Raw genomic sequence first — 14,195 nt, forward strand, 5'->3', positions numbered from 1 at the left:
AATGGCGTTTTTAGTAAAATTTAATATAATTTTAAACAAGGTGCTGACGATCACAGGCGGCGCATTTCTGGTCGCAATGATCCTTTTGACCTGTGCCAACATTTTTATCCGGCAGTTCTATATCCCCATCCGGGGAACCTTTGAACTCATGGGATATGTCGGCGCTGTTGTAACGGCATTTGCCCTGGGGTATACCCAGCTGACCCGGGGCCACATCTGTGTGGATGTCCTGGTAAATACCTACCCCAAACCCCTGAGACGATGGGTCGGCCTTGTCAATAACGGGGTGTGCGCAGGATTTTTTTTCATTGCGGCCTGGCAGGTTGTTAAAAAGGCCATGATCCTTAAAAACGCGGGCGAGCTTTCAGAAACGTTGCGAATCATCTATTATCCCTTTACCCTGGCCGTGGCCTTCGGGTGTTTTGTTCTGGCCCTGGCCTTGTTGACCGACGGCTTAACCCTGATATTTCCCCAGAAAGCAGGTGCAAAATGAGCCTTTCCCTCATCGGCATTACAGGGATTCTTCTCCTGCTTGTAATCTTGTTTGTCTTTGGCATGCCCGTCGGGTTTGCCATGGGCCTTGTTGGATTTATCGGTTTTTCAGTTGTGATTTCCCTTGATGCAGGGTTTAACATGCTGGCCACGGTGACCTGGGACACTTTTTCCAAATACGGGTTAACCGTGATACCGCTGTTTATCTTCATGGGCCAGGTGGCCTTTTATTCCGGGGTGAACGAAAAATTGTACACAGCCGCCTATACCTGGGTGGGGCATATCCGGGGGGGCATTGCCATGGCAACGGTCCTGGCCTGTTCCGCCTTTGCCGCCATCTGCGGTTCCAATGCCGCCACAGCGGCCACCATGACCACGGTTGCCCTGCCCCAGATGAACAAGTACAACTATGAACCCATGCTTTCCACCGGGGCCATTGCCTGCGGCTCCACCCTGGGAGTTGTCATCCCCCCTTCTGTGGTGCTGATTATTATCGGGCTTTCCACGGAACAGTCCATTGCCAAGCTTTTTTACGGGGGACTTACGGCCGGAATTTTACTGGCCTCGTTGCTCACGGCGACGGTGTATGTGTTGTGCACCCTCCATCCATCCTGGGGACCCATTGGAAAAAAAACCACCTTCAAAGAAAAAATTTTGTCCCTTGCCGGTGCCGTTGAAATGCTCATTTTATTTTTGGTGGTCATGCTGGGGCTTTATTTCGGGTTTTTCACCCCAACGGAAGCCGGGGCCATCGGGTCCTTTTTTGCCGTTGCCATTGCCCTGGTTCAGCGAAGCCTTTCCTGGAAAAACTTTAAGAGTTCAGTTTATGACACCCTTCGGATTTCCTGCATGGTCATTGTTATTATTACCGGGGCCATGATTTTCGGGCGCTTTCTGGCCATTACCCGGATCCCCTTTGACATTGCCGACTGGGTGGTCACCCTTCCCTTTTCAAAATTGACCATCATGGGCATCATCTTTTTGATCTATATCATCGGCGGGGCTGTCATGGATGCCCTGGCCCTGCTGCTCATCACCATTCCCATTTTCTTTCCCGTGGCCATGGAACTTGGGTATGATCCCATCTGGTTCGGGGTCACCATCACCATTGTGACCACCCTGGGGGCTGTTACCCCGCCCGTGGGTGCCACCACCTATGTGGTGGGAGGAATGGCAAAGGATGTGCCCCTTGAACGGGTATTTCAGGGAGTGGCCTATTTTCTGCCGGCCTATATCCTTTGTATTATTTTGATGATGCTTTTCCCAAAGGTGGTCCTGTTCCTGCCCAACCTCCTATAAAAAAGGAACCCCCAATGTCGCCGCCTCCTACTCGGAAATTGCGGTTAAAAATGCATCTACAACTTTGGGATCAAAATGTTCACCCGCCTCTTCCTTGATCATTTTGATCGCCTTTTCTTCTATCCACCCTTGTCGATAGGGTCTGTCAGATGCCACCGCATCATACACATCCGCCACGGCCATTATCCTGGCACCAATGGAAATTTCTTCCCCTGCTATGCCATGGGGATAGCCTTTCCCATTGAATTTCTCATGATGCTGTAATACCATGGGAATCACATCGGCATATGCTTCAATGGGTTCTAATATTCGGGCACCGATTTCCGGATGATCCTTAACTATTTCATACTCCTCTTCGGTTAACCGGCCGGGTTTGTCCAATATTGACAGGGGAATGCCTATTTTACCAATATCATGCAGATAGGCAGCTCGCCTCATTAATTCCAATAGTTTTTCATCCCAGCCCAATACCTGTGCAATCTTCACAGACAAGATGGCAACACGTTCCGAATGGCCGGCAGTCCAGGTGGATTTTGCATCAACCGTTCGCGCAAGAGCTTCAAGTGTTCCCAGGTTTAACTTTTTCAATGCCGAGACAAGGGAAGAATTGGAAAGTGCCACACTGACCTGATCCGCAATCTGGCGTGCCTGGTCCTGTTCTTCATTTGAAAAATCTTTCCTGTCCTTGAATCCAAGTGCAATGGTTGCTTTTAGATCGCCATCGAAAAAAAGCGGTAAAACCAGGAATGAAGACATATTTTTCATTGCGGTCTGGGACAGAAATGACGGGTGCTCTTCGGTTAAATCAAGCGTCAGGTGTGTTTTGGTTGCTGCAAGGATATTTCGGTCCTCATGGGTTGAATTAAAAAATTCTTCCATAGTTTTTCGAACATTAATATCGGTTAGGATAAAGGCATGATAGGTTGTCGGTTTTTTGTCCATTGCGATATTAATGCTGATGGAATCACAGTCAAAAAACAGGTAAATCCTTTTTAAGGCCGTATTCACAATCTTTTTTACACTCAACGATGAAAGGACTGCCCTGTCGATTTTTGATCGGGTTGTCACCGCTTCAAAATGCCGGCCCAGCTGGCGAGACATCGTATTAAAAGAATCGGCAAGGTCTTCAAATTCATCATTGCTGTTAACGACTACCTGGGTTTTAAAATCCCGTTTTGCAAGGCGGAGGGTTCCTTTTTTCAATTGTTCCAGAGGGGTAAGACTTTTTCGGATGAACGAAAGACTTAAATACAAAATGATCCAGATCGACAGCAAAACAACAAGGGGAAATATTTTTTTAAAATCAGCAACGGGGCGCAGCACTTCTTTTTCAGACCGCCGCAGCACAACGTTGATATTGGGGCCGTCGAACCCGGATTGTAAAAAGACCGGTCGATATGTCATATAATACTCTTGCCCTTCCTCCTCATATTGAAAAAAATTAGACTTTTTGCCGTCATTTTTGATCACAAGTTTACTTAAGAGCGTTTCGGGCACTGAAAAGGAACTGACCAAAACTTTTCTGAATTGTGTGCTGATGCACAATTTTGTCATGGGAGGAAGTGAGTTTTCATATCCGATTCCCCACAAGGACGCTATTTCAATCTGGCCCACCAGATAATCGGATAATGGATCCGCTGGATTCAAGCGCAATATCATATAAACATCCGATGGCGCACCTGGATTGTCTTGAAAAAAAATGGATGTCTTACCGCTTTCCGGTTTTGTCAACATATCCAGAGAAAAATGTGTGAGCTTGCCATAAAGCGGTGTGATATTGTTAGCGTTTTTTATCAGCGCCAGTGCGGTGAACCGCTGTGTAGCCGTTTCCCCTATGACACGTTCAGCAAGGACGGTATCCGTTTTTCCACCCGTGGATTGAATGGCCGAAGAAAGAATATAAAGATGGCTTTCAAGGAGTAAAAACCTTTCATAAATCGACAAACCATGGATCTTGGCAGAGTTGTAAAGTTGTTCCATTCCCTGGATCTTCAGCTCCTTGGAGACCTGAAAGTAAGAGATGCCGCTTATTGCAAAAATCGGTATCAGGGCGCATAAAACAAACAGGGCAAAAATTCTTCTGGCAACCTTACTTTTTAAAAATGAGCGGTCTATTTTCATATGGTTCTCCTGGATCAATAATTGGAAACAGATCCGACATATTGGCCGTTGTTAGCGCGAACAATGTCATCCCGGCTTGCCTGGGCCGTGAACGGACTCTGACTTTTACCGTCCGGCCCCATGCTGTACAGATCAAAATCTGTGTTTACAGGCACCAGGTTATGGTCCTTTCGAAATTTGCCTTTCCCTTTAGCCGTTTCACAGTTCAGGTATTGATAGGGGTTCTCCCAGGGATCCAGCAAGGACCCCAGACCGATATCGGCTAAACTTTCCGGCAGGTTACCGGTATCAACCTGAAAAAGGGTAATTTCAGTCCCGATTTGTTTGATTTCTACTATGGCTCTATCTTCGAGGGCTCGTTGCCTGTAACGAATAAAATTTGGAATTGCAATCGCTGACAAGGTGCCAATGATGGCCATAACTATCATTAACTCAATCAGCGTAAACCCATTTTTATGCTTAATTTTTCTAATGCTGTCCTTCCTTTTATTCCCAACTGGCAATTAGGTGTCACAACATATCCTAATTTTTAATAGGATTGCATTAAATTCGATTTTTTTCCATGATTTTTTATTATGTCAATATCGCAGGGAACTTCAATCCTGGCACACCCGGATAAATTGTTGAAATGCGCTCTATTTCAACGAAAGCACTGGTCATTGGCGACGGGGTCCTAGGGGCATTTTTACGCAGCAAGGGCTCATTTTCAGCCGCCCCCATGGCGGTTTCCCTATTATTTTCCAGTGCGTGTAAATTCAATTGGGTGCGGCAGCGGGATCTTTTCTCATGGATCTTTTCTCATGGATCCTTTGACACGGCTACACTCTTGCGGCTCTTTTTATGAGCCATAAAACTGAAGCTTCCCATGGCCTGCTGGGCCACGCCGATGACCATAAAGGCCTTGGGCTCGTATTCGGCCACTATGGCCTTGAGATCCTGGACCTGGGAACGGCTGATGGTACATAGGAGCATGGTATACTTATCATTGGAGTACCCACCGGTCACCTCCCACTGGGAGATCCCCCGGCCCAGGGTTTTCATGATCACCTGCTTCAACGCCTCAGGAGAGTAGGTGATGATGGTGACGGTGCGCACCTGGCTGACCCCCTCCAAAACAAAATCCGTTGCAGTACCGGCGAAGAAAAGGGCCAGCAGACCAAGGAGGGCAAGCTCCCAGCCGAAAACGACACCGGCAAGGAGGATGATTCCCCCGTCCAGATAAAAAAAAGTCTGACTCAGCGGGTAGCCGGTGCGCTTGTGAAGAATCAGGGCAGGAATGGTGGTCCCACCGAAGGAGCCGCCGTACCGGAACACAATGCCCACCCCAAGGCCGAAGAAGAGCCCGCCGTAAATGGAATTGAGCAGCAGATCCTCGGTGATGGGGTAGGTCTCCATGATGCCGGGAAGATAGGCGGCAAAAAAATCCGCCGCAAAGGAGAAGACCACAATGGAAAACACGCAGGAAAAGAGGAACCGCCACCGGCCCAGTTGAAAAAACCCCATCACCAGCAGGGGCAGGTTCATGAGAAGGTAGACCATACCGGCGGGCAGACCGGTGAAGTGGTTGATGATAATGCTCAAGCCGCCAATCCCCCCTGCTGCCAGATTGAACGGGACCATGAACATGCTGTATCCAAAGGCCGAAATCCCTGAGCCGACGGCAATGAGCACCTGGTATAAGATCACGCTGCCAAGGCCGTGGAGTTGAATATGCCTTTTCAAAAAAAAACGCTCCCTTCTGCTGGCGGTACCCGTTTTCTCTGCCATTGTCACTGCTCCTTTTTTACTGAACAAGCGCTGTCCTGTTTTAATTTACGTCTGCACCGGCTTTCTTGACCGACGCCTGTGTGGATGACACTCCCTTTGCCTGAAACATGGGGCTGAAGGGCCCAAAACCGCAACAATACTGGCCTTAATGCCCGGTTTTGACCTCTCTCATCGCCCGTTCTCCTTGAGCTCATACATCAGCCCCCTGAGAAGGCACCATACCAGTAAGAGCATGATCACCACCAGGGGAAGGGCTGCAGCGATGGACATCCGCTGCAGGGATTCCAGCCCCCCGGACATGAGAAGGATCAGTGCTGTGGCAGACACTGTCAGGCCCCATAGGATTTTTTTCCATGCAGAGGGATTCCGGTTGCCCCCGGAAGTCATCATGGCAAGGACATAGGTTGCCGAATCGGCAGAGGTGACAAAAAAGACGATGAGCAGGATGACGGCCACAAAAGAGAGCAGGCTGCTCATGGGATAGTGGGAGAAGAGAACAAACAGAGCCGTGCTGACATTATCCGACACAGCATCGGAGATCTTTACCCCCTGGTTGATCTCCAGGTTCAGGGCGGCACCGCCAAAAACGGAAAACCACAAAAAGGTCAGCAAAGTGGGTACTATGAGGGCTCCTGAAATGAACTCCCGTATGGTTCTGCCCCTGGAGATGCTGGCCACAAAAAGCCCCACAAAAGGGGCCCATGCGATCCACCAGGCCCAGTAGAACAGGGTCCAGTTTTTGGTCCATTCGTACCCCTGGAAGGGATTCGAGGTCAGGCTCATGGAGAGAAGCGAGGAGAAGTAGTCGCCGAGGGTTGATGTAAAAATGTTTAAAATGTAGGCTGTGGGACCGGCAACCAACATAAAAACCAGGAGAACAAGGGCGATCATGATATTGATCTTGCTCAGCAGCTGTATCCCCTTGTCAAGGCCCGTCATGCTCGAGATCATGAACATCACGGTGACGCAGCAGACAACAAGGGTCGTGACGAAAAACGAGTCAGGGGTGCCAAAGACAAAGGCCAGCCCGCTGGTTATCTGGAGAGCGCCCAGGCCAAGGGAGGTGGCAATGCCGAACACCGTTGCAAAGACGGCAAGGATATCGATGGTCAGCCCGAAAACGCCGTATATTTTCTCCCCCAGAAGGGGGTAGAAGCAGCTGGAGATCAGGGGGGGCATTCCCCGCCGGAATGAAAAATAGGCAATGGAGAGGCTCATCACGATATAGATGGCCCATGGGTGAAGCCCCCAGTGGAAAAAGCAGCGGGTCATGGCAAACTTTGCCGCCTCCCCGGAAAACCCCTCGATGTAACGAGGGGGGGACATGTAGTGGGAGACGGGTTCGGCAACCCCCCAAAAGATGAGACCAATGCCCATACCTGCGGCAAAGAGCATGCTGAACCAGCCAAAATAGCTGTACTGGGGTTTTTCAAAATCCTGGCCAAGCTTGATTGCCCCGTACCGGCTCAAGGCCAGGGCAATGCTGAAGACCAGAAAAATAAAGGTGGACAATAGGTAAAACCACCCAAAGGCGGTGATGATCCACTGGTGGAGGGCAGACGAGACTTTGGTCAGAAGATCCGGATCATAGATGCCAAAGCCCACAAGGAGCAGGACAATACCCAGGGAGACAATAAAAACACTGTTCTTCTTAACCATGATAGGCCTCATCTTCACGCCGGTCGGAAAGGGCGGCACCGTGGATGCCCTCGTAGATGCCGGGGATGATCAGCACCGGACAGGGGGATTTGCGGGGAAGGGACTCGGCGGTGGCGCCAATCATTTTTTCAAAGGCATTGGCCTTGTCCGACTTGCCGGCAATAATAAAATCGACACCGGATTCTTTGGCCTGGGAGACAATGGCCCTGGTAATTGAAGCGCCCACAGCCTCTTTTTTATCAATGCGGGTAAAAGCACCGCGGCACTGCTGCTCAAGCTCCCCAAGCCTGGCATAGGCCCTTTCAATCCTTTTTGCCTCCGCTGCCGGGTCAGGGGCCCGCTCTCCTGCGTGGAAGAGCAGCAGCTCGTCTGCTTTGAGGTTTTTGTCCTTTAGATAACCGAGTATTTTTATGTCGGTAGCGGAAAGGCCTGTGGCGTACATCACCCTTTGGACCCCCTTGGTTTTCTGGAATGAAAAGGGGCGTTTATACACAAAAACCGGCAGGTTTGACAACCGGATCACATCGGTGACAACATCCCCGAGAAGTGCCCGCTTCAAAGGGCTTTTTCGTTTATAGGCAAAACAGACAAATTCGGTCCCGCTCTCGCCGGCATACTGAACAATCTGGTCCGCAACGGCGCCGTTCCGCTGGACAAAATCGGTCTCAAAGCCAAGGTCGGAAAACAATTGTTTCAATTCTTCAAAAAAGCGAGTGTTTTTCTCTTTTTTTTTCGATCCCACCCAGAGAAGGGAGATGGTCTTTGTGTTAAAAATCTTCAAAAATCCGGCCATGTCAGCAAGCTTCGCTGTGGACTCGTTGCCCTCCACGGGAAACAGAACATTTTCCAGCATCATTGTTTCTCCATTTTTTCAGCTATATTCTCACATTCTGCGCATTGTAGCCGAATCAATCCCTCGTTGCAACGACAGAATCGTCCGGCAGCTGGAGCAGAAAAGAGAAGGCGGATAGAATATCTGCCATGCCAAAACAATGGTATCATAAAGGTACTTTTTAATTACAGGGGGAAGGGATTGATACTAATGGATGTGCCCCTTGAACGGGTGTTTCAGGGGCGGGGCGGGGCTATTTTTTGCCAGTTTAGCCGAATGCCAGCCAGATACCAACTCCTGCCATGAGCAGGCCGGATACCCCGTGGAGGATCCGAAGGTTCCCTTGTTTTTCAAGAAACCGGCTCAGGGTTCTGCCGCCGTTTGAATAGAGGACAAGACAAAGAAACTCAGTTGTCAGGATAATCAGGACCAGAATTGTGATCTGGGGTAAAAAAGGTTTGGAAGGTGTAATAAAGGGGGGCAGCAAGGAAATCATGAATGCCCAGCCCTTGGGATTGGCAATGGCTGTGACAAACCCCTGGACCATGAGGGTTTTGGGACTGATGTTTTTCAGTTGTGAGGGATCTGAATCAAGGGGGATTTTTCCCCTGGAACGGATCATTTGAACCCCCAGAAAAACCAGATATCCTCCCCCCAGGTATTTGAGCAACAAAAACAGGGAAGGATATTGGAGCATGATGGCGGCGACCCCGCAGACGGCGGCCACGGAAACCAGGGCCACACCCAATAGTTCCCCCCACATCATGTAAAAGGTTTTTCTTACCCCAATGGTCATGCCCATGGTCAGGGCCAGGGTCATGCACATCCCCGGGGTGACAGAAACCACAAAAAAAGTGGGAATAAACAAGAATAAAACAGCCGGATCAATCATGGAGGTACGCTTTGAGCTCGGTTTCATCAAGGACGGTGACGCCCAGGCGTGTTGCTTTTTCCAATTTGGACCCGGCATCCCGGCCCGCCACCAGAAAATCGGTTCGTGCAGAGACGGAGGAGGTGACCTTGGCCCCCAGCTCCTCAAGGCGTCGTTTGGCCTCGGAGCGTTTCAAGGTTTCAAGGGTACCGGTCAGCACCAGGGTTTTGCCGGACAAGGGGTGATCCGCCGGGGTCTGCCGGGCAAATAGATCATTTTGAATCATCACCCCTGCGTCCAGGATCTGCTGGATAATCCTTTTATTTTCCTGGTTGGCAAAGAAGCTGATCACAGATGCCGCCGTCTTTTCTCCCATGCCGTGGATATTTTCAAGGGTCGCTGTATCGGCTGCCATGAGTTGATCCAGAGTTTTAAATTGCCCGGCCAGAAGTCTGGCAGCGTTTTCACCGGTGTGATTAATGCCGAGAGCAAATAAAAACCTGGGAAAACTGATTTGCTTTGAGCCCTCAATGGCCTTGAGCATATTGGAAACAGACTTTTCCGCCTGGCGGTCAAGGGCTGCCAGACGCTCCTGGTCAAGGCTGAAAAGATCGGCAAAAGAAGCGATCAGTTCCTCATTGACCAGCTGGTCCACAATTTTTTTGCCCAGCCCGTCCATGTCAAACCCTTTTTTGGATACAAAATGTTTGATTCGCTCGGTCAACTGGGCCTGGCAGGCAAGGTTGATACATTTTATGGCCGCCTCATCCGCTAACCTGCGCACCGGACTATTGCAAACCGGACAGGTGTCGGGCATTTCAAAGGGCCGTTCATCTCCCTTCCGGGCAGATTCTATGACCTTGACCACCTTGGGAATCACATCCCCAGCCCGCATGATCAACACCTTGTCCCCGATCCGGATATCCTTTCGTTTGATTTCATCGGCATTGTGCAGGGTGGCCCGGGCGACAACCACTCCGCCGACATTGGTGGGTTCCAGCAAGGCCACCGGGGTCAGGGTACCGGTTCTGCCTACCTGGACAATGATATCAAGAATCGTGGTGGTTTCCTGCATGGCGGGAAATTTATAGGCAATGGCCCACCTGGGGCTTTTGATTTTTTCACCCAGGGCCTGCTGCATGTCCATGCGATCCACCTTGATCACCATGCCATCAATCTCATAATCAAGATTCGCCCGGATCTCGGCCAGGCGGTTATAAAATCCCAGCACCTCTTGGATGGTAATATGGGTCTGGATGTGTTCGTTTACTGGAAAACCGAACTCTTTCAAGGCGGCCAGCATCCGGGCCTGGGTTTCAAATGCCATCCCCGTTACCTTGCCCACCCCATAAACAAAGATTGTCAGGGGTCTTGTGGCGGTCACCCTGGAATCCAGCTGCCGCAAAGAACCAGCTGCCGCATTTCTGGGGTTTGCAAAGACTGCGTCCCCCTTGGCCAGCCGGGTCTGGTTCAGACGCTCGAAATCTTTGTGCATGATGATGACTTCTCCCCGGACTTCCAGAAGTGCCGGCAAGGATTCTTTGGGTGTCTTCAACCTCAGGGGAATGGATTTTATGGTCCGGACATTCTCGGTGATGACCTCCCCGTTGATGCCGTCCCCACGGGTGGTGGCCCGGGTAAGAATCCCGTTTTCATAGGTCAGCTCCACAGCCAGTCCGTCCAGCTTGGGTTCTGCCGTGTAAAAAATTTTTTCAAACTCCAGATTTTTGACATTTCTTGAGTGGAAAGCCAGAACATCGTCATCTTCAAAGGCATTGTCCAGGCTGAGCATGGGAATGGAGTGGGCAGCGGATTCAAAGGCATCAAGGGGCGGCGCCCCCACCCGTTTGGTGGGGGAATCAGCCGTACAAAGCGCGGGATTTTGGGTTTCTATTTCGATTAACCTTGCCATCATTCTGTCATATTCACCATCGGAAATAACGGGGTCATCCAGAACATGATACCGCTGGCTGTGCTCGGTCAATTCTTTTTGAAGCTGGGCTGCTTCCTTTTCCAGACTATTGTTCATTTTTATCTTCACATGCTTTCTCAACAAAGCTCAGCACCGAAGTACAGGCTGATTTCCTTGCCGTTTTAAATGTTTTTTTTCGGAACCCGGGATTCCAGGATCCCGATGCCAGGGAATCCGATACCACCAGCAGGGCAGTAATCTTCACCTTTCTATAGGCTGCCACAGCAAAGAGAGCAGAACATTCCATTTCCACGGCACAAGCACCTTTTTCCCTGAACCAGGCCACCTTTTGGGGGGTTTCCCGGTAAATGGCATCGGTGGTCCAGGTGGGAAGACGCGAGGCCTTAACACCTGAATCCGTTAAATGGGCAGCCAATTGGTTTGATAAATGTTGATCCGGAGAGGTAGTGGGCAATTCCCGGTCCAATACCGTGTAACTTGCCGAGGTGCCCTCATCCACAACAGCAAATTCAGGAATAATCAGGTCCCCGCAGGCCAGATCCGGGGTAAGGGCACCGCACCATCCCAGGACAACAATCTGTCTGGCCCCCTTGGCGATAAGGGATTCCAGGAGCATCACCCCATAGGGAGCCCCGATATAGGGGCCTGCAACCGAAAATCCCTGGGGAGCTGCTTCCGGGGTCATAAGGGACCCCATGAAAAAACCCTGGGTCTTTGGGTTTTTCAGTGTTGTCCGCAGGTACCGGATATCGGGTTCCGTGCTGACCAACAGGGCCATAGGTCCGATATCCAGTGCCTGTCTTGCACCTAAAGGCGGTACAATGGCATCATTATTCAGGTCCGACCATGTCGGATAATTCATCCTTTACCTCATCAATTATTTCATAGACCCACATGATGTCTTCAACGGAAAGCCGCCCTGCTTTAGAAGGGGCCCTGTCAGACCCGTCCTTTTTTTTAAGAATTCTGGGGCCTATCTGGACCTTGGGCTCTCCCTCCCCATACTGCTGGATGGAAATTAAAAGTCCTGTTTCTTCGTTCTTCCATTCTTTTATCAATTTGTCCAATTCAGGATCATAACCTGCCATAAAATCTTCCTTTCTATTAAGTTGAGGTCAGGCAAATAAGGGCCTGACCCGATTTATTTATATTATTGAAAAATCGGCGATGTTGTTAAACAGGCCGGATACAGATGCCAACAGGGCAATCCTGTTGTTCTTAATTGCCGCATCATCGGCAAAAATCATTACATCATCAAAAAGGCTGTCCACCAGAGGTCTTAAGGTAGCAATTTCTTTTAAGGCACCCGTGTATTCCCCCTTTTTTATAAGCGATTCAACCGTTGAGGTCACGGCTGTACATGCCTCGAACAGATCTTTTTCTGCCCCATGTTCAAAAAGAGAGGGATCCACCTTTTGGGTGCTAATCTCCCCGGCCTTTTTCTGAATATTTTCCACCCGCTTGAAGGTGACAGCAAGGGGTTCAAAATCCGGCTCTTTTCGTAGGATGTCCAGGGCCTTTACCCTCAGATGCACATCGGGAATATTATCAAAGGATGCCGCCAATGCAGAATTAACCGCTTCCCTGGAAAACCCCTGATCGGTCATGATATTAACCATTCGGTTCTTTAAAAATGTTTTAACCTGATCCACTATCTTGTCACGTTTGGCCGTGTCGGACACAAAGCCTGCCACGCCCTTTTCAATGAGGGCGGTCAGGGAGAGACTCTGGTTTTCCGCCTGGATAATCTGAATAATACCAATTCCCAGACGACGCAGGGCGTAAGGGTCGGTCCCACCGGTGGGAATCAGGCCCACGGAAAAACAGCCGCAGATGGTATCGAGTTTGTCGGCAATGGCCAAAAGGGCTGCCGTGGGATTTTCCGGCAGCTGACCTCCGGACTGGACCGGTCTGTAATGCTGCTCAATGGCGTCAGCCACGTCGGCGGTTTCTCCCCCCCTGATGGCATAGGCCCGGCCGATGAATCCCTGGAGTTTGGTAAACTCAATCACCACCTGGCTGACAAGGTCTGCCTTGCAGATCCTGGCGGCCCGTGACAAATTGGTTTTCAAAGCGGCCGTGTCTGCATAGGCACTCGCATCTGCCAGATAATCCACCAAAACTTCCAACCGCAGTGTTTTTTCATAAACAGATCCCAATTTTGCCTGGAAAGTGACCTTCTTTAGTTTTTCAGCAAAGGTATCCAGGCTGACCTCACAATCGGCTTCATAGAAAAATTTGGCATCGGAGAGCCTTGCTCTCAAAACCTTTTCATGACCCCTTGCCACAAGATCCATATCCTTTGCCAGGGTATTATTCACGGCAATGAACAAGGGTTTGAGGGTCTTGTCTGCATCCACCAGGGCAAAATATTTCTGGTGCTCGCGCATGGCCGTGATCAGTACCTCATCGGGAACCTCAAGAAAGGCTTCGTCAAAACGGCCCACAACCGGATAGGGATATTCCACCAGATTGGCCACGATATCCACAAGATCCGGGTCCTCCAGAATCTGGCTGTCATGTTCCGCGGCCAACATCTCAATTGCATCTGTCAGCATTTTTTTTCTTCGGTCAATGTCCACAATGACCCCGATTGATTCCACCACGGCTTCATAGTCATCCGCTGTTTCAATGCTTACGGAACCAGGGTTCATGAACCTGTGACCAAAGGTTTTATTGGAAGAGGTGATATTGCCCACCGTAAAGTTGAGCACCTGGTCTCCCAAAAGCCCCACAAGTGAAATAATGGGTCTTGCAAAACTGATGGAAAGGCTTCCCCATCGCATGCTCTTGGGAAAGGGGATGGCAAGGATCTGCTTTGCCATCATTCGTTCCAGGATAACAGGTGCGGCCTCACAACTTTCTTCTACCACTGCGGTTAAATAACGTCCCTTGCCCGTATCTGCCACCACAATGGCATCCACCTTTATTCCTGCCTTTTCGGCAAACTTTTGAGCGGCGATGGTGGGCTTGCCGTTTTCATCAAACCCCACTCGTTCAGGGGGGCCTGACAGGGTGGAGGTCTTGGAATTCTGGACCTTTGCCACATTGGCCACCATGAGGGTGAGACGCTTGGCAGTTCCCAGAATTTTTGCCTCTCCATGGTCGATGCGGGCTTTGGTGAGGGCTTTTAAAATATTGTTTTTAAATACCGTCAGTGCCGGGATAATATATCCTGCCGGAATCTCTTCACAGCCGATTTCAATTAAAAGTGTCTTCAT

Annotated in this window: 12 protein-coding genes; 2 read left to right on the plus strand and 10 right to left on the minus strand. The window is 50.0% G+C overall.

What is annotated here, in order from left to right; all coding sequences use genetic code 11:
* Nucleotide 1 precedes the first annotated feature (1 nt).
* Together ACZ45G_RS15210 and ACZ45G_RS15215 are read left to right on the plus strand one after the other, a co-directional pair.
* Nucleotides 2-493 carry a TRAP transporter small permease gene (locus ACZ45G_RS15210; RefSeq protein ID WP_464179574.1) on the plus strand — a complete coding sequence of 164 codons (492 nt, stop codon included), beginning with the start codon at nucleotides 2-4 and terminating at the stop codon, nucleotides 491-493.
* Nucleotides 490-1,791 (plus strand): TRAP transporter large permease, encoded by a 1,302-nt coding sequence (locus ACZ45G_RS15215; protein WP_464179576.1) that lies wholly within the window; start codon nucleotides 490-492, stop codon nucleotides 1,789-1,791. The genes ACZ45G_RS15210 and ACZ45G_RS15215 overlap by 4 nt, the downstream gene beginning before the upstream one ends.
* 27 nt (nucleotides 1,792-1,818) lie before the next feature.
* On the opposite strand, the gene ACZ45G_RS15220 is transcribed toward ACZ45G_RS15215, so the two are convergent.
* The 10 genes from ACZ45G_RS15220 to glyS form a co-directional block, all read right to left on the minus strand.
* Nucleotides 1,819-3,912 carry an HD domain-containing phosphohydrolase gene (locus ACZ45G_RS15220; protein ID WP_464179578.1) on the minus strand — a complete coding sequence of 698 codons (2,094 nt, stop codon included), beginning with the start codon at nucleotides 3,910-3,912 and terminating at the stop codon, nucleotides 1,819-1,821.
* A 14-nt stretch (nucleotides 3,913-3,926) separates the two neighbouring features.
* On the minus strand, nucleotides 3,927-4,340 hold the full coding sequence (locus ACZ45G_RS15225; protein ID WP_464179580.1) for a type II secretion system protein GspG: 414 nt from the start codon (nucleotides 4,338-4,340) through the stop codon (nucleotides 3,927-3,929).
* 370 nt (nucleotides 4,341-4,710) lie between these two features.
* Nucleotides 4,711-5,679 (minus strand): YitT family protein, encoded by a 969-nt coding sequence (locus tag ACZ45G_RS15230; protein ID WP_464179582.1) that lies wholly within the window; start codon nucleotides 5,677-5,679, stop codon nucleotides 4,711-4,713.
* Between the two features lie 168 nt (nucleotides 5,680-5,847).
* Nucleotides 5,848-7,338, minus strand: coding sequence for a glycine betaine uptake BCCT transporter (locus ACZ45G_RS15235; protein ID WP_464179584.1), 1,491 nt, complete (start codon nucleotides 7,336-7,338; stop codon nucleotides 5,848-5,850).
* Nucleotides 7,331-8,194, minus strand: a complete 864-nt coding sequence (locus tag ACZ45G_RS15240) for a universal stress protein (protein WP_464179586.1) — start codon at nucleotides 8,192-8,194, stop codon at nucleotides 7,331-7,333. Before ACZ45G_RS15240 ends, ACZ45G_RS15235 begins: the two co-directional genes overlap by 8 nt.
* A 244-nt stretch (nucleotides 8,195-8,438) precedes the next feature.
* Nucleotides 8,439-9,089 (minus strand): LysE family translocator, encoded by a 651-nt coding sequence (locus ACZ45G_RS15245; RefSeq protein ID WP_464179588.1) that lies wholly within the window; start codon nucleotides 9,087-9,089, stop codon nucleotides 8,439-8,441.
* A complete protein-coding gene (gene ligA / locus ACZ45G_RS15250; protein WP_464179591.1) occupies nucleotides 9,055-11,070 on the minus strand; it encodes an NAD-dependent DNA ligase LigA in 2,016 nt (671 codons plus the stop codon). Before ligA ends, ACZ45G_RS15245 begins: the two co-directional genes overlap by 35 nt.
* The gene (locus ACZ45G_RS15255) at nucleotides 11,060-11,836 is read right to left on the minus strand and encodes a nucleoside phosphorylase (RefSeq protein ID WP_464179593.1); all 777 of its coding nucleotides are present in this window, start codon (nucleotides 11,834-11,836) and stop codon (nucleotides 11,060-11,062) included. Before ACZ45G_RS15255 ends, ligA begins: the two co-directional genes overlap by 11 nt.
* A complete protein-coding gene (locus tag ACZ45G_RS15260) occupies nucleotides 11,805-12,062 on the minus strand; it encodes a hypothetical protein (RefSeq protein WP_464179596.1) in 258 nt (85 codons plus the stop codon). The genes ACZ45G_RS15255 and ACZ45G_RS15260 overlap by 32 nt, the downstream gene beginning before the upstream one ends.
* Before the next feature lie 57 nt (nucleotides 12,063-12,119).
* Nucleotides 12,120-14,195 carry a glycine--tRNA ligase subunit beta gene (glyS, locus tag ACZ45G_RS15265; RefSeq protein WP_464179598.1) on the minus strand — a complete coding sequence of 692 codons (2,076 nt, stop codon included), beginning with the start codon at nucleotides 14,193-14,195 and terminating at the stop codon, nucleotides 12,120-12,122.

It is taken from the genome of Desulfoconvexum algidum, from assembly GCF_055382125.1.